Origin of the sequence: Dyella sp. (assembly GCF_035503745.1) — a bacterium.
GTDB lineage: Bacteria > Pseudomonadota > Gammaproteobacteria > Xanthomonadales > Rhodanobacteraceae > Dyella_B.
This window is the reverse complement of record NZ_DATJTC010000018.1, coordinates 24,685-48,269: the sequence shown is the minus strand read 5'-3', so window position 1 is coordinate 48,269 and position 23,585 is coordinate 24,685. Positions and strand designations below refer to the sequence as shown.

14 protein-coding genes are annotated in these 23,585 nt (G+C 65.0%); 4 read left to right on the top strand and 10 right to left on the bottom strand.

The features are described 5' to 3' along the window. Window position 1 precedes the first annotated feature (1 nt). The 6 genes from VME63_RS06925 to gltB all read right to left on the bottom strand — a co-directional run bounded on the left by VME63_RS06925 (window position 2) and on the right by gltB (window position 14,760). Entirely contained in the window at window positions 2–880 is an 879-nt protein-coding gene (locus VME63_RS06925) for a methylglyoxal synthase (RefSeq protein WP_325431632.1), read from the bottom strand. Between the two features lie 14 nt (window positions 881–894). Further along, window positions 895–2,133, bottom strand: a complete 1,239-nt coding sequence (locus tag VME63_RS06920; RefSeq protein ID WP_325431630.1) for a nucleoside recognition domain-containing protein — start codon at window positions 2,131–2,133, stop codon at window positions 895–897. Between the two features lie 340 nt (window positions 2,134–2,473). Then, window positions 2,474–5,302 carry a TonB-dependent receptor gene (locus VME63_RS06915; RefSeq protein ID WP_325431628.1) on the bottom strand — a complete coding sequence of 943 codons (2,829 nt, stop codon included), beginning with the start codon at window positions 5,300–5,302 and terminating at the stop codon, window positions 2,474–2,476. 452 nt (window positions 5,303–5,754) lie between these two features. Continuing rightward, the gene (locus VME63_RS06910) at window positions 5,755–8,598 is read right to left on the bottom strand and encodes a TonB-dependent receptor (RefSeq protein WP_325431626.1); all 2,844 of its coding nucleotides are present in this window, start codon (window positions 8,596–8,598) and stop codon (window positions 5,755–5,757) included. Between the two features lie 289 nt (window positions 8,599–8,887). Beyond that, window positions 8,888–10,327 carry an FAD-dependent oxidoreductase gene (locus VME63_RS06905; protein ID WP_325431624.1) on the bottom strand — a complete coding sequence of 480 codons (1,440 nt, stop codon included), beginning with the start codon at window positions 10,325–10,327 and terminating at the stop codon, window positions 8,888–8,890. Further along, a complete protein-coding gene (gene gltB, locus VME63_RS06900; protein WP_325431622.1) occupies window positions 10,324–14,760 on the bottom strand; it encodes a glutamate synthase large subunit in 4,437 nt (1,478 codons plus the stop codon). The genes VME63_RS06905 and gltB overlap by 4 nt, the downstream gene beginning before the upstream one ends. A gap of 271 nt (window positions 14,761–15,031) precedes the next feature. Here gltB and VME63_RS06895 point away from each other — a divergent pair, with 271 nt between their 5' ends. Together VME63_RS06895 and VME63_RS06890 are read left to right on the top strand one after the other, a co-directional pair. Then, window positions 15,032–16,237 (top strand): murein hydrolase activator EnvC family protein, encoded by a 1,206-nt coding sequence (locus VME63_RS06895; RefSeq protein ID WP_325431619.1) that lies wholly within the window; start codon window positions 15,032–15,034, stop codon window positions 16,235–16,237. Between the two features lie 107 nt (window positions 16,238–16,344). Next, on the top strand, window positions 16,345–17,736 hold the full coding sequence (locus VME63_RS06890; RefSeq protein WP_325431617.1) for a S41 family peptidase: 1,392 nt from the start codon (window positions 16,345–16,347) through the stop codon (window positions 17,734–17,736). 124 nt (window positions 17,737–17,860) lie between these two features. On the opposite strand, the gene VME63_RS06885 is transcribed toward VME63_RS06890, so the two are convergent. Continuing rightward, window positions 17,861–20,083: a TonB-dependent receptor gene (locus tag VME63_RS06885; RefSeq protein WP_325431615.1), complete on the bottom strand. Its 2,223-nt coding sequence runs from the start codon at window positions 20,081–20,083 to the stop codon at window positions 17,861–17,863. Window positions 20,084–20,286: 203 nt separating this feature from the next. Between VME63_RS06885 and VME63_RS06880 the strand changes: the two genes are divergently transcribed. Beyond that, window positions 20,287–20,979 carry a hypothetical protein gene (locus tag VME63_RS06880; protein WP_325431613.1) on the top strand — a complete coding sequence of 231 codons (693 nt, stop codon included), beginning with the start codon at window positions 20,287–20,289 and terminating at the stop codon, window positions 20,977–20,979. 55 nt (window positions 20,980–21,034) lie between these two features. Further along, window positions 21,035–21,781, top strand: a complete 747-nt coding sequence (locus tag VME63_RS06875) for a pteridine reductase (protein ID WP_325431611.1) — start codon at window positions 21,035–21,037, stop codon at window positions 21,779–21,781. Here VME63_RS06875 and VME63_RS06870 read toward each other — a convergent pair whose 3' ends face one another. The 3 genes from VME63_RS06870 to folB all read right to left on the bottom strand — a co-directional run bounded on the left by VME63_RS06870 (window position 21,782) and on the right by folB (window position 23,566). After that, complete coding sequence (locus tag VME63_RS06870) at window positions 21,782–22,642, bottom strand: DUF6159 family protein (RefSeq protein WP_325431609.1); 861 nt, start codon at window positions 22,640–22,642, stop codon at window positions 21,782–21,784. Between the two features lie 76 nt (window positions 22,643–22,718). Beyond that, window positions 22,719–23,207, bottom strand: coding sequence for a 2-amino-4-hydroxy-6-hydroxymethyldihydropteridine diphosphokinase (gene folK, locus VME63_RS06865; protein WP_325431607.1), 489 nt, complete (start codon window positions 23,205–23,207; stop codon window positions 22,719–22,721). Then, the gene (folB, locus tag VME63_RS06860) at window positions 23,207–23,566 is read right to left on the bottom strand and encodes a dihydroneopterin aldolase (RefSeq protein WP_325431605.1); all 360 of its coding nucleotides are present in this window, start codon (window positions 23,564–23,566) and stop codon (window positions 23,207–23,209) included. Before folB ends, folK begins: the two co-directional genes overlap by 1 nt. Window positions 23,567–23,585 lie beyond the last annotated feature (19 nt).

The window sequence follows — 23,585 nt, the reverse complement described above, 5'->3', positions numbered from 1 at the left end:
CCTAGGCCCGGTAATGGGCGCGCTGCTTGGCGGCATGCGCCCAGCGCGCGGCGACCCGCGGCGAGGTCATGCATACCACCCCGTCGGTGACGGTGGTGACGGCGCGCTCCAGCAACTGGATGTCGGCCTCGTGCTGGCGCGCGACGTGCGGGTCTTCGAAAAAGACCGCGCGACGGCAGCGGCGTTCCAGCACCAGATCGGCAATTTGCGCATCGCCGCCCATCGGGCCGCTCTGGAAACGCTCCACCCAATTTTTGTCCTGCGGCCAGCCGCGGCCCCAGGCCAGCTCGTTCAGCTGCTGCCCGGTGGTGCCGGTCGCCACGCGCCGCGCGAAGCGCGACAGCACGTCGAAGTGATCGGAGGCGTAGGCCATCATCTGCGGCTTCATGGCATCGTGCGCGATCATGGCAACGGTTTGCGATTCCAGCGCGAACAGGTCGTCCGCACCCGGATCGGGGGCGAATCCGGCATGGATGCGTTCCACCTCGATCCAGTCGCGGGCCGACGCCACGGTGGAGATAAACGGCTTCTGGTGAATGACACACTGACGCTTGAGCGCCACCGCCTCGGGAAAGGTCGAGGATGGATCGACCGGGTTGATCAAATAGATGGCGCCGTCCAGCGTGCGCCCAGTCTCGGGCATGCCCACCACCTCGGCCACCAGTTTCATCAGGCCGCCCTCGTGCCCGTAGGGATAGCGCACCAGGCCCGGATAGTCGGCCAACAAGCCCACGCGGGCGATGGCGGCATAGGTTCGCCCCACCGCGTGCAGGCCGATGTTGAGTTCGCGAATGCCACGCCCGGATGCGCGCAGCCAGCGAAACAGCGCCGCGTCGTCCTGGTCGTGATGAAGGGCGTTGGCCGCCAAACCCATACGCATGCAAAGCTCTCCTGTCAGGTGATGTTGCCAAAGAACCAATAACACACCGCGATCGAGGCCACGACGCCGGCCAGATCCGCCAGCAAGGCGCAGCCCACCGTGTGACGCACGCGCCGGATGCCGACCGCCCCGAAATAGACGGCCACCACGTAGAAGGTGGTTTCGGTGCTGCCCTGTACCGTGGCGGCCACCAGCGCGGGAAAGCTGTCCACACCCGAATGATGCATGGTCTCGATCAGCATCGCGCGCGAGGCGCTGCCCGAAAACGGCTTGACCAGCGCCGTGGGCAGCGCATCGACAAAGCGCGTATCGAGCCCTGCGTGCTGCGCCAGCCAGCGTACGCCGTCCAGCGCGAAATCCAGCGCGCCCGATGCGCGCAGCACGCCCACCATGGCGAGCATGGCGACCAAGTAGGGCAGGATCTCCTTGGAAACGTCGAAGCCCTGCCTGGCACCGTCGATGAAACTTTCAAACAGCGGCACCCGCTTGTACGCCCCCGCGCACAAGAACACGACGATAACGCCGAACAAGGCCAGGTTGCCCAGCAGCGACGACAGCGAGGCCAGCGTGGCCGCCGCCAGCGATGCGAGCAAAGCCAGGAATCCGGCCAGCAACAGTCCACCGCCACCCAGCCACGCCAGCACCACCGGATCCCACAGGCGCAGGCGCTGCATGTAGGCCACCGACAACAACCCCGTGAGATTGGCCGCAAAGTGCGCCAACAGGATCGGCAGGAACACCAGCGTGGGATCGTGCGCGCCGGCCTGCGCCCGATAGACGAATACCGTCACCGGGAGCAGCGTCAGCGACGATGCATTGAGTACCAGGAACAGAATCTGCGCGTTGCTCGCCGTACTGTCGGAGGGATTGAGCGTCTGCAGCGCGCGCATGGCCCGCAAGCCGATCGGCGTGGCCGCGTTGTCCAGCCCCAGCGCATTGGCGGTGAAATTGAGCGTGATCAAGCCAATCGCCGGATGCCCGCGCGGCACGTCCGGCATCAGGCGCGCGAACAGCGGCCCCAGCAAGCGGGCCAGCCCATCGACCAGCCCCGCGCGCTCGGCAATGGCGAGAAATCCCAGCCACAGGGTCAGCGTGCCGAACAGCAGCAGCATGACCTTCACGGAAAGATCGGCCATGTCGAACAATGCGCCGACGATGGCCGCGAATACCGTCGCATCGCCCCCTATCAGCCAGCGCGCCAATGCCGCCAGCGCGGCCGCGAGAAACAAGCCGAACCACAGGCGGCTTAGCATGCGCGGCTAACGGATACGGATCGGATGGGCATGGCCGCATTGTCATCGACACGGCCCCGCTCCGCCAGCGCCCGCGCCGGCACATCGATGGAAAGGCGGCGCGCCGGCGCAGCGGCGCGCCGCCTTTGCCGGCCCTAGGGATGCTCTGATCCATGCTTCGCAGGTGTCACCCGCGCTGTCTGTTCGCAGGTCACAGGGCCATCGGCGCCGGTAGACGGGCTGTCTGTCAAGACGATGGACCTGTGGCATGCGGACAGACAGCGCGAGCCCCACCACTTTGAATTTGACTTGATGGGGTGATGTCCAGAAGGCCACCTGCGAAGCATTAATCAAAGCATCCCTAGAACTTCACCTTGACGCCGACGTTCCAGAACCGCCCGACGATACCGGCAAAGTCGAAGGTCGGGTTGTACAAGTTGGCCGCATAGTTCAGCGGATCGATCGGCGGCGTGCGATCGGTGAGGTTGTCCACCGACGCCGTCAACGTGATGTGGTTGTTCAATGCGTAACTGCCCACGAGATTGAAGTAGGTGAACGAGGCCATCGTGCAGTTGGGCGCCAGCGGGCCGCCATCGGGCCCCAGCGTGTCGAAGCAGTCGGTGGTACCGGTGACGTCCTGCGCCGACTCATATTCGTGGCTGGTGAAATACGCGGTGAGCGTAACGCTCAACGGACCATACTCGACCGTGTTCGCCCAATTGCCTTTCGTGCGCGGCGTACCGGCACCGGATGACAGGTTGTACGGACCTTGCGTGCCGACATAGCTTTGCACTTGGCCGGCGACGTCCTCCTTCCACTGGAAGATCTGCGTGCCCGATACCTCGCTGATAAACGTCACGCCATTGCTGAAATGGAAGTGTGCCTGGACATCCACATCGACGCCGGTGGTCTTGAGCCAGTTGCCGTTGATGTAGTCGGCACCCACGAAGATCGGACGCGGCGGCGCCGTGGGATGCTGCGGATCGGGCGTATCGAACAAGATGGTGTAGCCCGGCAGGATCGTGCCGGTCTGGTAATAGTTCAGCAGCGCGACACCCGGATCGGCCGGCACGATCACGTTGCTCTTGCGAATGTTGTAGTAGTCGATCGACGCGCTCAGCCAACTGGCAGGCTGCACCACGATACCGGCGGTAAAGCTCTGCGATTTCTCCGGCTTCAGGTTGGGATTGCCGGAACTGCCTTCTTCGAGCGCATAAGGGATGGTGACATAGTTGGAGTAGCCATGTTCTGCCAGATACGATGCCGGCGCACCCTGCGCCTCGACCGAGCTGCTGACAAAGCCGGCGCTGTAGCTGCCGGCGCTTTCGCCAAATTGCGGCGCGCGAAAACCCTTCGAATAGGTTGCACGTATGGCCAGCCAATCGGTGGGCTTCCATTTGAAGCCGGCCTTGGGCGAATAGTCATTGCCCACGCGCGGGTAATGGTCGAAGCGGCCCGAAGCATCCAGCTCCAGCGAATCCAATAGCGGCATGTCGAACTCGGTGTAGATGCCGCTGACGTTGCGGCTGCCGACGATGAAGGTATCGCCCAGGCCCTGGTAGATGCCGCCTGGATTGAGCTGGTTTTCAAGCTGCGATTCATGCCGGAACTGCACACCGCTGGCGAAGCCCAGCGGACCGCCGGGCAGGTCGAACAATTCGCGATTCACGTTGAAGTCGAACACATCCATGTTCGCGTTATTGGTTACCGAATACGGGGGCGCCACCGCGTTGCGCACGGCCGCCGTGTTGGCCGAGGGGTTGGCGAAGTTGTAGCTGCCGTCGGCCACTGCATTGAGCAACCCCTGGTAGCTGATGAAGCCCAGGTTCTCATATTGCATCCACGCGCTGTTGCCCACCAACGACGCTTCATAATTCCAATCGCCCCAGACTCCTTGCAGATCGAGTACGCCGCGCAGGTTGTGGGTATCGGTGCTGGTCTGGTTCGGGATATCGCCGAACTGGTAGTTGATCAAGGCGTATTGCCCCGGGAACGGGTTGGACGGGTTGCCCGGCGGCAGCTCGATGTTGTCGGTGTTGTTGGGTACGGAGCTTTGAATCTGCGCCGGGAACCCGTTGGAGTGAAGCTGCGACTCGTAGTAGCTCAACGATGCATACGCCTTGGTGTTATCGCTGAACTTGAAGGTGAAGCGACCGTACAGGCCGCCCCGATTGGTGAACTGCTGCGCATAGCCGTACTGATTTTGCTGATCCAGTGCGCAATAGCTGCCGGTGTTCGGGCCCGTGCCGGGAACCGTCTCCAACTGGGTGCCATCGACGCACGGGCCAAGCGGCTGGAAGGGGCCGGTAGCCGCGCCGCCCGCCGTCGTGCCGGCGGGGGCTACGGTGCCGACGGTCGAACCATTGGTGTTGAGCGGATTGCCGTTACGAAGATCCGGACCACCGATCCCCGTAAGGTTGGCGCTGTTGAACGGATAGCTGCGACTGCGCAGGGGAATGGCCTGATCCTGCTCCCACTCCGCGCTCAAGTAGGCGTTGTAGTGATCGGTGTCGATATCGCCAATGCCACCCAGCAACGTGGCATTTTTATGGAACCCGCCGCCATGCTGCGAATTGCCGATTTCGGCGCTGCCCTGCACGCCCTGGAACCCGGGCTTGAGAATGATGTTGACCACGCCGGCGATGGCATCGGAGCCATAGATCGACGATGCGCCGTCCTTTAAGACTTCGATGCGCTCGACCGCGGCCAGCGGAATGGTCTGCAAGTCGACGAACGAGCGAATGCCATCGTCCACCAAGGGGTAGCTCGCCGCGCGCTTGCCGTCGATCAATACCAGCGTGGAATTGACCGTGAGGCCGCGCAGCGCAATGCCTGCCGAACCGACCGCAAAACCGGCGTAAAACGCGGGTGGAATGCTGCCGCTGTTATCGGCGGAGATCGAGCGCACCACGTCGGAGATGGTGGTGAAGCCAGAACGGGCGATGTCCTGGGAGGTAATCACCGTCACCGGCGACGGCGTTTCGGTATCGATGCGCGGTAGCGCAGAACCGGTAACCGTGATGGTTTGCAGTTGCTTGGCGCTGGAAGGCGGCGGCGGCGCGGGTTGCTGCTGGGCCGCGTTTTGCGGATTCTGCGGGGAAGCAGCAGGCGTGTCCTGCGCAAAAACGACCCCGGCGGCAGGTGTCAGCAACAGACCTGCCAGCGAAAGTGCAAGCGTCTTACGTTTCATCAGGTGCCCCTCCAAACATGGCCTCGCGAAAGGTTTCGCCGCACGTGCGTCGCCTTTCGATCGGCCGGTGGAAGTTTTCCTGGATCCCTCCAATTCGAGTTCGGTCTAACACATAGAGATCACGTAGACAAGGCTTTAACATTGCGCAAAATATTGCGCGCCGGCAAAACGACAGCTTCCCGCGCCGCACGCCAATGAAACTGGCGTTGTAAACGTTTTTACGGCCAAACGTGTTTCGTCTGCATTCATGCTTCGCAACATATTGCATGACGGCCGGCACGCATTTTTAGCGCGAAGCGCATGCGAGGCATGGGACCGGCGGTGCCGCGCGACGCCGGAAAACAAACGGCGCGCCGGTTGCCCGGCGCGCCGTTCTTCGTGCAGATACGTACAGCTCGTGCTTCGTACCGCCGCCTGCCGCGCAACGCGCGACAGGCGGCGCTGGAAGACGATTAGAACTTCACCTTCACGCCCAGGTTCCACACGCGGCCGAGGATGCCGGCGTAGTCGAACGTCGGGTTGTAGCCGTTGCCCGCGTAGTTGATCGGGTCCAGCGGCGCCTTGCGGTCGGTGACGTTGTCGATCGAGCCGGTCAGCGTGATGTGGTCGTTCAGCTGGTAGCTGCCCACCAGGTTGCCGTAGGTGAACGAGGCCATCGTGCAGTCGGGGATCAGCGGACCGCCATTGGCACCCAGCGCGTCGTAGCACGCGGTGGTACCGGTGATGTCCTGGGCCGACTCGTACTCGTGGCTGGTGAAGTACACCGTGGCGGTCAGGCTGAGCGGACCGTACTCGACGGTGTTGGCCCAGTTGCTGCGCGTACGGGGCGTACCGGCGCCCGAGGACAAGCCGTAGGGACCCTGCGTACCCACGTAGCTCTGGATCTGGCCGCCGATGTCTTCCTTCCATTCGAAGATCTGCGTGGCCTGCACTTCGCTGATGTACTTGATGCCGTTGCTGAACTCGAAATGCGCCTGCATGTCCAAGTCAAGACCGGTGGTCTTCAGCCACTGGCCGTTGATGTAGTCCGCACCCACGAACACCGGACGCAGGGGCGCGTTCGGATGCAGCGGATCGGGCGCATCGAAGGTCATCGTGTAGCCGGCGGGGATCGTGCCGGTGTTCAGGTACTGCGACAGCGCCGTGCCCGGATCGGCCGGGAGGATCACGTTGCTCTTCTTGATGCTGTAGTAGTCCAGCGAGGCATTCAGCCAGCTGAGCGGCTGCACCACCACGCCGAAGGTGAAGCTCTGCGACTTCTCCGGCTTGAGGTTGGGATTACCCGAGCTGCCCTCTTCGATCGAGTAGGGGTTGGTCACATATGCATCGTTGCCGTGCGCGGCAAGGAACGCCGGGGAAGCGCCCAGGCCCTGCACCGAGGTGGTCGTGAAGCCCGCGCTGTAGCTGCCGGCGCTTTCGCCGAAGGCCGGGGCGCGGAAGCCCTTGGAGTAGGTGCCGCGCACCGCCAGCCAGTCGGTCGGCTTCCACTTCATGCCGACCTTCGGCGAGAAGTTGTTGGCCACGCCCGGGTAATGGTCGAAGCGGCCGGAGGCATCCAGCTCCAGGGTATCGAGCAGCGGCGCGTCGAATTCGGAGTAGATACCGCTGACGTTGCGGTTGCCGATGATGCGCGTGGCGCCCAGGCCCTGGTAGATGCCGCCCGGGTTGAGCGGCAGTTCGTCCTGCGCCTCATGACGGAACTGCACGCCGCCGGCGAAGCCCGCCGCGCCGCCCGGGAGATCGAACAGTTCGCGGTTGACGTTGAAGTCGAACACGTCCATGTCCGACGTGTCGGTGGTCGCGTAGGGCGGTGCGATCGAGTTGAGCACGGCCGCGCTGTTGGCCGACGGATTGACGAAGTTGTAGGTGCCGTTATTGATCGCGTTGATCAGGCCGTTGTAGCTGAGGAAGCCGGTCTGGCGGTAGTCGAGCGACTCATGGTTGCCCACCAGCGAGGCTTCGTAGTTCCAGTCGCCCCACTCGCCCTGCAGGTCGAGCACGGCGCGCAGGTTGTGATCGTCGGTGATCGTCTGCTGCGGGATGTCGCCGAACGCGTAGTTGATCAGCGCGTACTCGCCTTGGGACGCGAACGGATTGTTCGGGTTGAGCTGGCCATTGGCCAGGGTCGGCGGCAGTTCGATGGTGTTGGTGTTGACCGGCACCGAGTTCTGGATCTGCGGCGGCATGCCCAGGATGGTGGTCTTGTTCTCGTCGTAGCTCAGCGAGGCGTAAGCCTTGGTGGTGTCGTTGAACTTGTAGGTGTAGCGGCCGTAGATGCCGCCCTTGTTCTGCTTCTGCTGAATGTAGGTGTAGTCAGCCACCTGGTTCTGCTCGCAGTACGTACCCGTGCCCGGACCGGTACCCGGCACCGTGACCTTGGTGCTGCCGGTGCCGCAGGGACGCAGCGGCTGGAAGGGACCGGTGGCCGTGCCGCCGGCGGTGGTGCCGGCCGGAGCGACGGTGCCCCAGATCGAGCCCACGCCCGTGCCGTTGAGGTTGGGGTTGCCCCAGCTGGTGTTCTGGCCGCCGATACCGGTCCAGTTGGCCGAGTTGAACGGATAGTTGCGATCGCTGGCGCGAATCGGCTGGTCCTGTTCCCACTCGACGCTGAAGTAGGTGTTGTAGTGATCGGTTTCCAGGTCACCGGTACCGGCCACCAGCGAGGCTTTCTTGGTGAAGCCGCCGCCATGCTGCGTGTTGCCGACGTCGGCACTGCCTTCCACGCCCTGGTAGCTGGGCTTGAGGATGATGTTGACCACGCCCGCGATCGCGTCCGAACCGTAGATCGAGGAGGCGCCGTCTTTCAGCACTTCGATGCGCTCGACGGCGGCCAGCGGAATGGTGTTGAGGTCGACGAACGAACGGATGCCGTCATCCACCAGCGGGTAGCTGGCCGAGCGCTTGCCGTCGATCAGCACCAGCGTGGAGTTGACCGTCAGGCCGCGCAGCGCGACGCCCGAAGAGCCGGCGGCAAAGCCGCTGTAGAACGAATTGGGGATGGAGCCGCTGTTGTCGGCGGAGAGCGAACGCACCACGTCCGAGACGGTGGTGAAGCCCGTGCGCGCGATGTCCTGGGCGGTGATCACGGTCACCGGCGAGGGGGTTTCCGTGTCCACGCGCGGCAGGGCCGAACCGGTCACGGTGATCGTCTGCAGCTGCTTGGTGTTCTGGGAATTGGCCGATTGGCTCTGCGACTGGTCCTGCGTGGCTGCAGGGGCGGTCTGGGCGAAGGCGGTGCCGGCAATAGGGGCCAGCAATAAACCCGCCAACGAAAGCGCAAGCTTATTCCGAGTCATTTTTCATACCCTCCAAAGGTACAACTGATTGTGATGAGCCCAACTAGCTGTGGGTCAGCAATGGGGGAAGTTGGGCGTGTGGGGACACTTCCCGAGTGTTCCATACCCGCAACGCGTCATACAAGTCCTTAACAACACGTAATTTCTTGCGTGAAGAAATTATGAGACGCCGCCTAAATTTTACGTCTTTAATCGATTGAATTGACTGCATTAAAAAAATTTGCGCCGGCAACCCCAGGTTACCGGCGCATGACAATTCGTAATATATTGCGTAGTTGATAAAGCCTGGTTAACGCGCCAGTACGGCCTCTTTGTGCGCTTTGCGGGCCAGCTCGGCCACGATCCCGACGGCCGCTTCGCGCCCGTCGTACACCGCCCGCACCACCAGGTCCGCCCCCCGCACATTGTCGCCGCCGGCGAAAATCCGGGGGTGGCTGGTCTGCTGCGGCAACCGGCCGGGGCCGCCGGTGAGCACCTTGCCGGAGGGGGACAGCTCGACCCCGTGCGCGGCCAGCCAGGCCGGGGGGCTGGGCAGGAAGCCGAAGGACTGGATGACCACGTCCGCCACGATCTCCGATTCCGTGCCCGGCACGTTTTGCGGTTTCGCGCGTCCGTCGCCCCCGTCCACCAGCTGCGTTTGGATCACGCGCACGCCGCGCACCTGTCCGTGCCCGTTGTCCAGGATGGCCAGCGGCTGGCGATGGAACAGGAAGCTCACGCCTTCTTCGCGGCTGTAGGCCACTTCGCGCGCCGAGCCGGGCATGCTCGCTTCATCGCGGCGATAGACACAGGTCACCGAGGCGGCGCCCAGGCGGATGGCGGTGCGGTTGCAATCCATGCCGGTGTCGCCGCCGCCAAGCACTACGACGTGCTTGTCGCGAAAGTCGAACAGGGAAGCCGGCTCGCCGCGCAGCAGTCGCTCGGTGTTGGCGATCAGGAACGGCAGCGCATCGTGCACACCCTGCAGTTCGCGGCCGGGCAGCTGCGCATCCACAAACGTGTAGGCGCCGGTGCCGATGAAGATCGCATCGTAGTCGTCCAGCAGCGTGGCAAAGGCCACGTCGCGCCCTACTTCGGTACCCAGCCGGAAACGCACGCCCATGCCTTCGAGCACGTCGCGCCGCGTGCGCACCACCGACTTGTCGAGCTTGAAGGGCGGAATGCCGAACGTGAGCAGGCCGCCGATCTCGCGCTGGCGATCGTAGACATCGACCGCGACGCCCGCGCGGCGCAGGCGATCGGCACAGGCAAGCCCGGCCGGCCCCGCGCCGATCACCGCCACGCGGTGGCCGGTTTCGCGCACGCTGGAAAGATCCGGACGCCAGCCTTGCCGCAACGCTTCGTCCGTCACCCAGCGCTCGATGCTGCCGATGGTCACCGAGCCGAAGTCGGTCTGCTCGAGCGTGCATGCGCCTTCGCACAGGCGATCCTGCGGACATACGCGACCGCAGATTTCCGGCAACGGATTGGTTTCGTGCATCAGTGTGGCCGCTTCCAGAATGCGACCTTGTTGCACCAGTTTGAGCCAGTTGGGAATGTAGTTGTGAACTGGGCAGGCATGTTCGCAATAGGGATTGCCGCAGTCGATGCAACGTTCCGCCTGTGTGCCCGCCTGCGGTGCGGCAAAGTCGCCGCCGATTTCGCCATAGCCGAGCACGCGCACCGCCACCGGGACGGTGCGCGGCGGCTGTCGGGGCACGTCGAGAAATTGGAAAAGCTTTGCGCTCATGCCGCCCTCCGCAGCTCTTCGGCCAGTACGGCAAGGCTCGCGGCCTTAGGCTTGACCAGCCAGAATTTGTATTGCAGTCCGCGGAAATCGCGCAGGATCTGCCGACCCCATTCGCTGCCGGTCAATTCGACATGACGGGTCACCAGTTTGCGCAGGTGTTGCATGTAGTTTTCCATCCCCTCGGGCGAAATACGCAAGATATCGACCAGCTCGTGGTTGTAGCAGTCGACGAAATCGCGCTCCAGGTCGAGCACGTAGGCAAAGCCGCCGGTCATGCCGGCACCGAAGTTCAGGCCGACCTTGCCGAGCACCGCAACCACGCCGCCGGTCATGTATTCGCAGCAGTGATCGCCCGCGCCTTCCACCACTGCCAGCGCGCCGGAATTGCGCACGGCAAAACGCTCGCCCGCGCGGCCGGCGGCATACAGCTCGCCGTCGGTCGCGCCGTACAGGCAGGTGTTGCCGATGATCGCCGCGTCCTGGCTCGCATAGGGCGCATCGGCAGGTGGACGCACCACGATGCGTCCGCCCGCCATGCCCTTGCCGACGCCGTCGTTGGCCTCGCCGGTCAGTTCAATATGCACGCCGCCGGCATTCCACGCGCCCAGGCTCTGGCCGGCCGCGCCGACCAGCTTCAATTCGATCGGGTGCGCATCCATGCCGTGGTCGCCGTGCCGGCGCGCGACATCGCCGGACAGGCGCGCACCGATCGCGCGGTCGGTGTTGGCGATGGGGTAGGCGAAACTGCCGCCGCCGGCATTCAATACCGCTTGCGCCGTATCGCGCGCGATGCGCGAGGCAAGCTCGGCGTCGTCGCGCATCGGATTGCGTGCCAGCGCGCACGCGAAGTCGCTGCTTTCGCTAAGGCCCGCGCCGTCGATCAGCGGCGTGAGATCGAGCTTGTGCTGCACGGGCGTGGAGCCGTCCAGCTGTTGGAGCAGATCGGTGCGGCCAACGATCTCGCCCAGCGTACGCGCGCCCAGTTGCGCCAGATGCGCGCGCACGTCTTCGGCGACGAAGGTGAAATAGTTCATCACCATCTCGGGCAGGCCGACGAAGTGGTCCTTGCGCAACACCGGATGCTGCGTGGCCACGCCGGTGGCGCAGTTATTCAAATGGCAAATGCGCAGGTACTTGCAACCCAGCGCCACCATCGGCCCGGTGCCGAAGCCGAAGCTTTCGGCGCCAAGCAACGCGGCCTTGATCACGTCCAGGCCGGTTTTCAGGCCGCCGTCGGTCTGCAGGCGCACGCGCCCGCGCAGGTCGTTGCGGCGTAGCGTCTGCTGCGTTTCGGCCAGGCCCAGTTCCCATGGTGTGCCGGCGTATTTGATCGACGTCAACGGACTGGCGCCGGTACCGCCGTCGTGGCCGCTGACGGTAATCAGGTCGGCGCCGGCCTTGACCACGCCGGCCGCCACCGTGCCCACGCCCGCGTGCGAAACCAGTTTCACCGACACCAGTGCGTCGGGATTCACTTCCTTCAGGTCGTGGATCAGCTCGGCCAGGTCTTCGATCGAATAGATGTCGTGATGCGGCGGCGGCGAGATCAGGCCGATGCCGGGCTTGGCGTAGCGCAGGCGCGCGATGGTGGCATCCACCTTGTGGCCGGGGAGCTGGCCGCCCTCGCCGGGCTTGGCGCCCTGGGCGATCTTGATCTGCAGCACTTCGGCGTTGACCAGGTAGGCGGGCGTAACGCCGAAACGCCCCGACGCCACCTGCTTGATTTTCGACGCGCGCTCGGTGCCGTAGCGCGCGGGATCTTCGCCGCCTTCGCCGGAATTGCTGCGCGCGCCCAGGCGATTCATCGCAATCGCCAGCGCCTCGTGCGCTTCGGGCGACAGCGCACCCAGCGACATGCCGGCCGAATCGAAACGCTTGAGGATGGATTGGACCGATTCGACCTGATCGATCGGCACCGGCATCGCGCTGTGCTTGAGCCCCAGCAAGTCGCGCAAGGCCGATGGCGGGCGATGGTCGACGAAATCGGCGTAGACGCGATAGTCGGCGGGACGGCCCGTGCGCACCGCCTTTTGCAGGCTGGCGATCACGTCGGGGTTGTACATGTGGTACTCGCCGCCGTGCACGTACTTGTACAAGCCGCCCGCGCGCAGCTGCAGCGCTTCGTTCCATGCTTCGGCGGCAAGCAGGCGCTGTTCATGCTCAAGCTCGGCGAAACCCGCTCCGCCGATGCGCGAGGGCGTGCCGGGGAAACACAGCTCCACCACCTCCGGTGCCAGGCCCACGATCTCGAACAACTGCGCGCCGCGGTAGCCGGCGATGGTGGAGATGCCCATCTTGGACAGGATCTTCAACAATCCCTTGCGGATACCGCGCCGATAGCTGCGTCCGATTTCCTGGCGGTCGCCTTCGATGTGCCCTTCACGGCCCAGCTCGAACAGGCTCTGGTAGGCAAGCCACGGATAGATCGCGGTGGCGCCGAAGCCGATCAGGCACGCGAACTGATGCGGATCGCGCGGCGTGGCCGTCTCCACCAGGATGTTGCACTGGCAGCGCAGGCCTTCCTCGATCAGGTGCGCATGCACCGCGCCGGTGGCCAGCAGCGAGTGGATCGGCAATTGTTCGCGCTGCGGATAACGGTCGCTCAAGAACACCAGTGCGCAGCCTTCGCGCACCGTTTTGGCGACCTGCCGGCACAGGCGCCGCAGCGCGGCTTCCAGTCCTTCGTCGGGCGCGTACATCAGGTCGAAACGCGGCGCCGAAGCGTACTGCGGCATCGCCAGCAACTGGCGCAGCTTGCGCTGCGAGAGCATCGGGGAGTTGATCAGGATCTGGCTGGCGTTCTCAGGCTTAAGCTCGAACACATTGCCCTCGGGCCCGATCTGCGTCACCAGCGACATCACCAGTTTTTCGCGCAGGGGATCGATCGGCGGGTTGGTGACCTGCGCGAACGCCTGGCGGAACCGGTCGAACAGCGGCCGCACCTGCCGCGACATGGCGGCGATCGGCGTATCGTCGCCCATCGAGCCGGTGGCTTCGGCTTCCAATTCGGCGATAACCTTAAGCACGGTTTCGCGCTCTTCGCGCGAGAGACCGTACAGCTTCTGGTAGCAGCGCAGCTGTTCGGCCGGCAGCGGTTCGGCGGCGAGCGAGGGATCGATCAGGTCCGATTCCAGATAGCTCACGCCCGCGCGCAGCCAGTCGCGATACGGCGCGCGCTTGCGGTTGATGTCGTCGATGTCGGCATCGCGCAGCAGGCGATGGGTGGCAAAATCCACCGCGATCATTTCGCCGGGCGCCAGGCGTCCCTTGGCGATGACGCGCGCGCTCGGCACGTCCCACAGGCCCGCTTCGGAGGCCACGATCAGATGGTTGTCGTCCGATAGCGCCCAGCGCGCCGGGCGCAGGCCGTTGCGGTCGAGCGTGCACGCCGCGTAGCGGCCATCGCACATCACCAGGCCGGCCGGACCGTCCCACGGCTCGCTATGCAAGGCATAGTATTCGTAGAAGGCCGCAAGGTCTTCGTCGATGCCTTCGCGCGCGGCGAATGCCGGCGGCACCAGCACGCGCATGCTGGCAAGCAGATCCAGCCCGCCGGCGAGCAGCAGTTCCAGCGCGTTGTCGAGGCTTTCCGAATCCGAACCGGTCTGGCGCACGAACGGACCGATGTCGCCCAGCTCCACCAGCGGCGAGCGCCAGATCTGGGCGCGTGTCTGCATCCAGCGGCGATTGGCGCGGATGGTGTTGATCTCGCCGTTGTGCGCCAGCAGCCGGAACGGCTGCGCCAGCCGCCACTGCGGCGTGGTGTTGGTGGAAAAGCGCTGGTGGAACACCACCGCGTCCGCCGCCAGGGCCGGGTGGCGCAGATCGTCGAACACCTCGCGCAGACGTCCCGGTGCCGCCATCGCCTTGTAGCCGATGACCTGTGCCGAGAGCGACACCACATAAAAATGCGGATCCTCGTGCAGCGCGTGCTCGGCGCGGCGGCGCGCGCGGAACAGCGCGCGTTCGAACGTAGCATCGTCCATGTCCGGACCGGCATCGACGAACACCTGCCGCACGTGCGGACGCGCCGCGGCGGCCAGCGGCCCGCAGGCCTGCGCGTTGACGCCCACCTCGCGCCAGCCGGCTACGCGCATGCCTTCTTGGGCGATATGGCGTTCCAGCACCTGGACCGATTCGTGCTCGGCACCTTCCAGGAATACCAGGCCGGCCGCGAAGCGTCCGCCCGGGGCGATGCCCGCATCCGCCGCCAGCGCGCGCAGCCACGACTGCGGGTGATGGATCAGCACGCCGCAGCCGTCGCCGCTGATGCCGTCGGCGTTGACGCCGCCGCGATGGGAAAGTTTGGCCAGTGCCTCGAACGCCGTGTCGACCACCCATGTGCTGGCGCGGCCGTCGATCTGGGCAACCAGACCGAAACCGCAGCTATCGTGTTCAAAACTGGCGTCGTACAAACGCGGCACTACCGGCATGATCAAAATCCTCTGGGCTTTCTCCGGTTCGCGGGGGCGCAAAAGACCTGCCGGTGCGAGGCGGCAGGCGGATGCGAACGAGGCTTGCACCCCGACTTTACGCACAACTTGTGCGTCGCGTCAAAGCCTTCTAGACGTCCAAATGAAAAATCGGCGCCGGTCGTGAGCGTGCGCGCTAACAGACCAGTTGCCCCGCGCAGGCCCGCCAGGCGCGTTATGGCGCCGTTGGAGCCGTCTCGCCGGAACAGTCCAGCTCGGACATAATCGGCACATGCCGATACTTTCCAGCGCCTTTCGCCCACTCCCGTCCGCCTTGATCGCCTGCGCGATCGCCCTTTCCGCTCTTCCATACTGCTCCGTCCGGGCAGCGCAGGACGCCAAGACCCAGGCCGAGCAGGCCCAGACCCGGCAGCAGCTGAGCGACCTGCGCAGCAAGATGCAGGCGCTGGCCAAGGAGCAGGCCGACACCGCCGCCCGTCGCGACAGCGCCAATGCCGTGCTGGCCAGGCAGTCCGACGCCGTCGCCAGCGCTGCCAAGTCGGTGCGCGACACCGACGCCCAGATCGCCGCCAAGCAACAACAGCTCGATCAGTTGCAAACGCAACGAACGGCGCTCAACCAGAAACTGGACAGCCAGCGCGCGGCCATCGCCGACCTGCTGCGCGCCACCTACCAGATCGGCCAGGGCTCGGACCTGCGCCTGCTGCTGGGCGACGAAGACATCGCGCGCATCGCCCGCTCGCTCGCCTACTCCAAATACTTTCAGCAAGACCGTATGCAGAAAGTGCAGGCACTGATGTCACAGCTGAGCACGCTGCAGGATCTGGAAACGCAGATCACCACCGAACAGCAGGCACTGCAGGCCACCCGCGCCCAGCGCGCACAGCAGGCCAGCGCGCTGGAGCAGCAGCGCCAGGCCCAGCAGAAGCTGGCCAGCCAGATTGACGCCCAATACAAGAACCAGGCGCAACGGCTGGCCGCGTTGAAGCAAAACGAGCAGTCGCTCAACGAGCTGATGGCCAAGCTGCAAAAGGCGATGGACGAGGCCGCCCGCGAAGCGGCGCGCCGCTCGCGTCCCAATCCGGCGCTGCCCGGCGGCGAACCGGGCAAGGCGCTGGCCAACATCCGCGGCAACCTGCCCTGGCCGGCCGCCGGCTCGGTGCACAGCTTCGGCAACGGCGTGCTGATCGCCGCACCGCGCGGCAGCGAGGTGCATGCGGTGGCGCGCGGCCGGGTGGTGTATGCGCACTTTTTGCGCGGCTACGGGCAGCTGATCATCCTCAACCACGGCAACGGCTGGCTGAGCATGTACGGCAACAACGAAACCCTGCTGCACGGCGTGGGCGAGGACGTGGCGGCCGGCGAGGCGCTGGGTACCGCCTCGCTCACCACCAGCGACAGTACCGGGGTCTATTTCGAACTGCGCCACGACGGCAAGCCGGTCGATCCGCGCGGCTGGCTGAGCCAGCGGCGCTGATGCCCACGCCCAGTCAACGGCGATCGGCGTATTCTTTAGGACTGAATTCTGGCGGTGTGCAGCGGTCCTACGCACGTCGCCGCGTGATTTTTCTGTGGAGCTGCCCCATGCGTCTTCCCCGCTACTGCCTGCTCGCCCTGATCCTTGCGGCACCCCTGCTGCACGCGCAGGCTGCCCCGCAAACCTCGCCCAAGGCTCCCGCGGAAACGCCGGCGCAGGCCGCCCCGCAGGAGAGCGCAAGCCCGGCCAAGGCATCGAGCAGCGCGGCCGCCGACCAGGTCGATATGGAGGACGTGCGCAACTTCGCCCACGTCTATCAGATCATCCGCCAGGCCTACGTCGAGAAGGTGGACAACAAGACCCTGATGACCGACGCGATCAAGGGCATGCTCGCCGGCCTGGACCCGCATAGCGCCTACCTCGACAAGGAGGGCCTGCAGGAGCTGGACGAAGACACCACCGGCCAATACGGCGGCCTGGGCATCGAGGTAATGGAAGACAACGGCATGCTGCGCATCGTCTCGCCGATCGACGACACGCCGGCCTCGCGCGCCGGCATCAAGCCGGGCGACGTGATCACCTCGATCAACGGCAAGACCATCACGCCCGACAACATCGACGACATGTTCGACGCGCTGCGCGGCGACCCCGGCACCAAGATCACGCTTGGCATCCTGCACGAGAAGGCGCAGCAGCCGGTCAGCATGACGCTGACGCGCGAGCGCATCTCGATGACCAGCGTGAAGGTGCGCGAGCTTGAGCCCGGCTATGTCTACATCCGCATCAGCCAGTTCCAGGACGACACCGCCAGCGACCTGGAAAAAAAGCTGGGCGAGCTGTTGCAGAAAAAGGGGCCGCAGAAGGGCGCCATCCTGGACCTGCGCTCCAATCCAGGCGGCCTGCTGACTGCCGCGGTGAGCGTTAGCGACGACTTCCTCGATTCGGGCACCATTGTCACCACGCGCGGGCGCCTGCCCGATTCCAACCTCACCTTCAGCGCGCACCCGGGCGACCTGCTCAACGGCGCGCCGATGGTGGTATTGACCGACAACGGCACCGCCTCGGCGGCGGAAATCGTCTCCGGCGCACTGAAGGACAACCATCGCGCCCTGATCGTGGGCCGGCGCACCTTCGGCAAGGGCGTGGTGCAGACCGTGCTGCCGCTGGATGCCGACCACGCGGTCAAGCTGACCACGGCGCGCTATTACACGCCCAACGGCACCTCGATCCAGGCCGAGGGGATCAAGCCCGACATTGCGCTGGGCGACCTGACCGTGGCCAAGGTGGACGATTCGAACGACGCCATCAGTTCCGAAGCGGACCTGCCGCACCACCTGGCCAATGAAACGGTGGCCAAGGGTTCGGACATCAACAACGACGGCAGCGCCGAGAACGAAAAACTCGCCACGACCGACTACGCGCTGTCGCAAGCGCTGAACATCCTCAAGGGCCTTGCTTTGCGCCGCGACGCGGGCGTGCCCGTGCCCGCCGCGCATTGAGCAGGCAGGCCCGATAGCCGCCTTCGCATCATCGTCATGGCGGCCGCGGCCGCCATGACCCCATCGCGATCGATACACGCGCCCCTTCGACGAAGCGGGCGCGGTATCTCCATGCGCAGGGGCTTTAGAAATCCTTCGACAGCGTCAGGTACAGGCCGCGGCGCGGCCCGTACTGCGGCGCGCCCACACCCACGCCGGTACCGCTGCGCAGGATGAAACTGCGGTCCAGTGCATTGATCAGCGCCAGCGAGGTGTGCAGCTTGCCGAAGCTGTCCAAGTTGAAGTCGTGCGACACGTCCAGGTTGAGCTGGAAGTACGAGGGCACCGACAGGCCGTTGGGTACCAGGCCGTCTTCACGCAGGCCCGTGCCGAACAGGAAGTCGGTGCCCACCTTGGTACTGTCGTCGATCGCGTAGTTGATGCCGCCCGAGGAGGTGTACTTCTGGTCGTGGTCCAGATGGATATAGTTGTTGGCAATGTAGGCCAGCTCGTCGGGCGCGAAGTTGTACTGGCTGGTGATGACATCCTTGCCCATGGCGCGGCTGAAGGAGAAGTTGAAGTAGGCGGTGACGGGGCCGTTGTCGTAGTTGACGCTGAACTCGTTGCCGCGCACCTTGCCGTACTTGTAGTTGAAGGTAGAATAGATCAGCGCCGTGCCGAACTGGCCTTCGTCCTGCAGGCGGTCGACCTGGCGGTAGTAGTTGTCCAGGCCCACGGTCCAATGCGGACCGATGTTCTGCTGCACGCCCAGGTCGTAGTAGTTGGAACGCTCGGTCAGCGGCGTGTTGTTGCCGTAGTCCTTCACCGCATTGGTGGTGTTGGCAAACTGGGCGATGTTCTCGGTAGAAATAAGCTCGGTCTGCGGCGGCGTGAAGTAGCGCGAATAACCGGCGTGCACGGTGGTGCTGTCGGTGGCCTGCCAGACCACGCCCACGCGCGGGCTCAGCTGGCTCTCTTCGCGGAAGGCCTCGTAGCGATCGCCGCGCAGGCCGTAGTTCAGCGTCCAATTGTCGCTGATGTCCCATTCGTCCTGGATGTAGGCCGCATCGGTCTTGGCCAGGATGCGATCGCTGGTGAAGACGCCAAACGGTACCGTGCTGGCCTGGTTGCCCTCGGCGTCGGTGGGAAATACCAGCGAGGAGGTGTTGGTGTAGGCACGGTCCAGCTCGCTGTACAAACCGTAGCGAAGCGTGTGGTCGCTCGCCCACGGCATCGAGAAATCGGCCTGCAGCGTGGTGGCGCGATCGCCCTGGTTGATCTGTGCTGCGACGCCGTTGAACATCAGGTCGCCGATGTCGTCGGGGTAATACTGCAGGCTGCTGTAGCGCTCGCCCACCGATACCTGGTAGTTGGTGTCGCCGAACTTGCCCTGCAGCGCGACGTTGCCGAAGCGTGTCTGTTCGTCCTGGCGCTCGTCCAGGTCGGCGGAGTTGAAGTTGGTAACGTCCAGGTAGCCGAACTGCGGTGTCTGGTTCGGATTGTTGGGAATCTGGAAGCGGTTGTCGGTGACGCCGAACATCACGCTAAGGCGCGTGTCGTTGTCGATCAGATACGACACGTCGCCGAACGCCTTCACCTGGTTGGTGCGGTCGTGGATCGGATCCTTGCTCGCCGTGGGGTTCTCGATGCCGACGTTGTTTTCCAGGTAGTTGGCGGTAAGGAAATAGTTCCATTTGCCGCTGCCGCCCCAGATCGAGGCAAACGGATTGACCGTACCGTAGGAGCCGCCGGTGATGCCTACCGTGCCGCCATTACCCAGGTCCGCGCCGGTCTTGGTGGTGATATCCACCACCGCCGCAGTGCGTTCGCCGTATTGCGCCGGTAGCGCGCCGTCCAGCAGCGTGACGCTCTGGATCGTGCGTGGATCCAGCGTCTGGCCGAAGCCGGAAATCGACTCGGGAATCATGATGCCGTTGATGCGGTATTGCAGATTGGCGTGGTCGCCGCGCACGTGCAGCTGGCCAAAGGAGTCCTGCACCACGCCCGGCGCCTGCAGCAGCACCTGGTTCATCGGCGTGGAATCGCCTAGCGGCAGCGCCTGGATGTCCTTGGCGGAAATCACGTACTGGCTGCTGCCGGTACCGGGCGACAGTGAATTGCGCGCTATGTCCAGCGCCGCATTCACGTTCACCGCGCTCAGCTGCTTGGCCTTGGCGCGGCGATTGCGGTTGCCGCTGCTGTCGTTGTCGTCCGCCGCGGCGTCATCACCCCCCACCGTGCCGGCCGGTTGCGTGGCGGGCGCCGTGGCCGGCGACGCGGCGGGAGCCGTGGTGGTGGCGGTACTGGCATAGCTGGCCGCGGTGTACAGCGCGAGGCTCAGGCCAAGGGCAAGCGGAGACAATTTCATGCAAAAGGGTTCCGGGGCGGCATGGTCGGGGAATCAAGCTCGATATGTTATAACATTTCCGTCACGAGCCTGCGCCCGTCCCAGAAGTCATGCCCGCCTTGTTCTCCCGGCCCCGGCCGCCGGATGTGCGCGGTTCACCCGGCTCTCATCGGAAAGTCGCGCGCGCGGACTATGATCCGGGGCATCCCGACCAGGAGCACGGCATGACCGAGCCCACCGCCTCCCCCGCCCATCTCCCGGCTGTCATCCAGCAGGACGAAGCCAGCAACCGGGTCACGCGGGCGATTATCGATTTCGTCAGCCAGATCCCCGACAGCAAGGTGCACGGCGCCGCCGATCCGGACGCCCAGGCGCGCCGCCTCACCGGCCGCGCCGCGCAGCGTGCCGCGCTCACTGCCGGCACGCTGGCGCTACCGCCGGGGCCGCTGGGCTGGCTCACCATCCTGCCCGAACTGATCTCGATCTGGAAAATCCAGGCACAGCTGGTCAGCGACATCGCCGCCGCCTACGGCAAGCACGCGGAGCTGGGCCGCGAGCAGATGCTGTGGTGCCTGTTTCGGCACACCTCCGCGCAGGCGTTTCGCGACCTGGTGGTGCGGCTGGGCGATCGGTTGATCTTCCGGCGGCTCTCCTACGGCGTGATCGAACGGGTGGCCAAGCAGATCGGCGTGAAGGTCACCCAGCGCGCGCTGGGCGAAGGTCTGTCGCGCTGGATGCCGGTGATCGGCGCGATCGGCGTGGGCGGCTATGCGTATTACGACACGCGCCAGGTGGCAGCCACCGCGATCGCGATGCTCAAGAACGAGATCGGCGTCGCCGACGATACGACACCGGTGCATGCGGTGGTGGTATCGCAAGAAGTCCCGGCTACGCGCGAACACCGCGCGCAGGGATGACGCCGCGCACCGTTTGCGTCAAGCTGCGCGCCGACGCCGTTAGTGGAGCCCCGGCATGAGTACGTTGCATGCGCGACCGGTCGCGCTGATCACCGGCGGCGCCAAACGCGTGGGCGCGGTGCTCGCGCGCAGCCTGCATGCCGCCGGCTACGACCTGGCGCTGCATTGCCGCCATTCGATCGCCCAGGCCCAGGCGCTGGCCGCCGAACTGCACGCGCAACGCGCCGACAGCGTACTGATATTGCAAGCGGAGCTGGCCGACATCCCGGCCCTGTCCAAACTGGTCGACGACACGCTGTCACGCTACGGACGCCTGGACGCGCTGGTCAACAACGCCTCGGCGTTCTATCCCACGCCGATCGGCCACGCGGACGCCGCGCAATGGCACGAGCTGTTCGCCTCCAATGCGCAGGCGCCGTTCTTTCTTGCGCAGGCCGCATTGCCGGCCCTACGCAGCGCGCACGGCGCGATCGTGAACCTGGTGGACATCTACGCCGAACGCGCGATCGCCGACCACCCGATCTACGTAATGGCCAAAGGCGCGCTGGCCGCGATGACGCGCACGCTGGCGCTGGATCTGGCGCCGGAGGTCCGCGTCAACGGCGTCGCGCCCGGCGCGGTGCTGTGGCCCAGCGACGGTAAGTCCTACGACGACCAGGCGGCGATGATGGCGCGCACGCCGCTGGGCCGCGCCGGCACGCCCGAAGACGTCGCCAGCGCGGTGCTATGGCTGCTGCGCGACGCGCCCTTCGTCACCGGACAGATCATCCGCGTGGACGGCGGGCGCAGCGTGTCGATCTGATCAGTAGCGCGAACGGAACGCGCTTTCCAGCATGGCCTGATCGAAGCCGCCGCCGGTTTCCCCTTCGTCCACGAAGCGATACAGGGCGACGGCGTAGATCACCTGCAGCGACGACTGCACCATGCCCAGCAGCGCCAGACCGATAAGCGCCAGCGCGAACACCAGCACCATCAGCGCGATCGAATGCGCACTGGCCGCGGCCATCACCAGCAGCACCACCACAAGCACGGCCGCCATCGTGATGAAACCGAAGGCAAAGCCAATGCCGGCGTTGCCGATCAGGTTTTCGCCCCAGCTTCGCTTGAGCAGTTCCACGCTGCGCTGCACGGCTTGCAGCGGTCCCACGTCTTCGTTCGCCAGCACCGGCACGACCAGAAACGTGGCCACCGTCCAGGCCAGGCCGAGCATGCCCACCACGAGGCGCCCAAGCCAACCGGCGCGCTGCTGCAGGCTGCGCAGCAGTGCGCCCACGGTGGCGGCAATCACCGCATAGCCAAGAATGGAGCCCAGGCGCGAACGCGCCGCCGCCAGGCCGTCGGAGACGCTCGCCTCATCGCCGCGCAAACGCGCCGTCGCAACGCTGGCCAGGGCCGTATTGAAGAAGATGATGACCGTGTACTGCGCCAGATAAAACAGGAACAGAAATACATAGTGCGACGGCGCGACATGATGCGCCATGCCGTAGGAACGGATGCGCTCGTCGTTGAGATACTCGATGCCCACCGGCGTAAGAAACGTCGCCGCCACGATCAACGTGCAGATGCCCGACAACAACGGAAACACGAGCAGCGATTTGTCCGAGCGCAACACCTGCGCGCTCGCTTTCAGCAATGCCCAACTGCGTGCGAACTTGCCCGCCATGATCATCCCCCTGTGATGTCCCCGCGTACCAGCATAGCGCCTATCGCGCCGATGCGCCGGGCACCTTGCGCAAGTCTTACGCCTGCAGGGGTTCGATGACCAGCGGCTCGCGTTCGGCGGGAAACTCCGCCCATAACTGCGCCATCGTGCGTCCGCTCACCGGGTGATGCAGCGTGGGCGCGATGTCGGCGATCGGCTTGAGCACGAACGCATGCTTGAGCTCCTTGCGCGGAATATCCAGATGCCCCGCGCCCTGCGTCACCAGATCGTCGTAAAGCACGATGTCCAGGTCGAGCGTGCGGTCGGCGTAGCGCGGCACGTCGCGGCGGCGGCCATGGCGGTCTTCCAGCGCGTGCAGCCAGTCGTTCAGCGCGGCGGGCGAGAGATCGGTGTCCAGGCCCACGGCGAGGTTGATGAAGTCGGGCCCGTCGAATCCGACCGCGGCGCTGCGATAGGCCGGCGACACGTCCAGCGCGCCGAAACGCGCACGCAATGCGTCCAGCGCCGCCGGCAGATAACGGTGCGGGTCCTGGTTGGAACCCAGGCTCAGATAAACCCGAGGCATCAGTCGGGCCGCTTGCCGCGTTCGATACACACGCCCACCGCCTTCGCACCGCGCACGGCACCGGGCTTGGAGAGTTTGAGCCGCACCCACGCCACGCCGAATTCGTCGCGGATGATGCCGGCGCAGCGCTCGGCCAGCGTTTCCACCAGGCCGAAGCTGGATTGGCCCACATAGGTGATCAGCCGCTTGGACACGTCCTTGTAATTGAGCGTGTGCGCGATGTCGTCGCTGGCGGCGGGCACGGTGTTGTCGAACGCCATCTCGATGTCCAACGACAATGTCTGGCGCACGCGCCGTTCCCAGTCGTAGATGCCGATGACGGCGTCGATGCGCAGGTCTTCGATGAAAACAATATCCATGCGTGCTCGCAAATGCGGC

Bases quoted from the DNA above. Each gene is read 5' to 3' on its own strand.
- gltB (WP_325431622.1), bottom strand. From the start codon at position 14,760: ATGCCGGTAGTGCCGCGTTTGTACGACGCCAGTTTTGAACACGATAGC.
- VME63_RS06925 (WP_325431632.1), bottom strand. From the start codon at position 880: ATGCGTATGGGTTTGGCGGCCAACGCCCTTCATCACGACCAGGACGAC.
- VME63_RS06875 (WP_325431611.1), top strand. From the start codon at position 21,035: ATGAGTACGTTGCATGCGCGACCGGTCGCGCTGATCACCGGCGGCGCC.
- VME63_RS06910 (WP_325431626.1), bottom strand. From the start codon at position 8,598: ATGACTCGGAATAAGCTTGCGCTTTCGTTGGCGGGTTTATTGCTGGCC.
- VME63_RS06870 (WP_325431609.1), bottom strand. From the start codon at position 22,642: ATGGCGGGCAAGTTCGCACGCAGTTGGGCATTGCTGAAAGCGAGCGCG.
- VME63_RS06920 (WP_325431630.1), bottom strand. From the start codon at position 2,133: ATGCTAAGCCGCCTGTGGTTCGGCTTGTTTCTCGCGGCCGCGCTGGCG.
- VME63_RS06885 (WP_325431615.1), bottom strand. From the start codon at position 20,083: ATGAAATTGTCTCCGCTTGCCCTTGGCCTGAGCCTCGCGCTGTACACC.
- VME63_RS06880 (WP_325431613.1), top strand. From the start codon at position 20,287: ATGACCGAGCCCACCGCCTCCCCCGCCCATCTCCCGGCTGTCATCCAG.
- folB (WP_325431605.1), bottom strand. From the start codon at position 23,566: ATGGATATTGTTTTCATCGAAGACCTGCGCATCGACGCCGTCATCGGC.
- VME63_RS06905 (WP_325431624.1), bottom strand. From the start codon at position 10,327: ATGAGCGCAAAGCTTTTCCAATTTCTCGACGTGCCCCGACAGCCGCCG.
- VME63_RS06895 (WP_325431619.1), top strand. From the start codon at position 15,032: ATGCCGATACTTTCCAGCGCCTTTCGCCCACTCCCGTCCGCCTTGATC.
- VME63_RS06915 (WP_325431628.1), bottom strand. From the start codon at position 5,302: ATGAAACGTAAGACGCTTGCACTTTCGCTGGCAGGTCTGTTGCTGACA.
- VME63_RS06890 (WP_325431617.1), top strand. From the start codon at position 16,345: ATGCGTCTTCCCCGCTACTGCCTGCTCGCCCTGATCCTTGCGGCACCC.
- folK (WP_325431607.1), bottom strand. From the start codon at position 23,207: ATGCCTCGGGTTTATCTGAGCCTGGGTTCCAACCAGGACCCGCACCGT.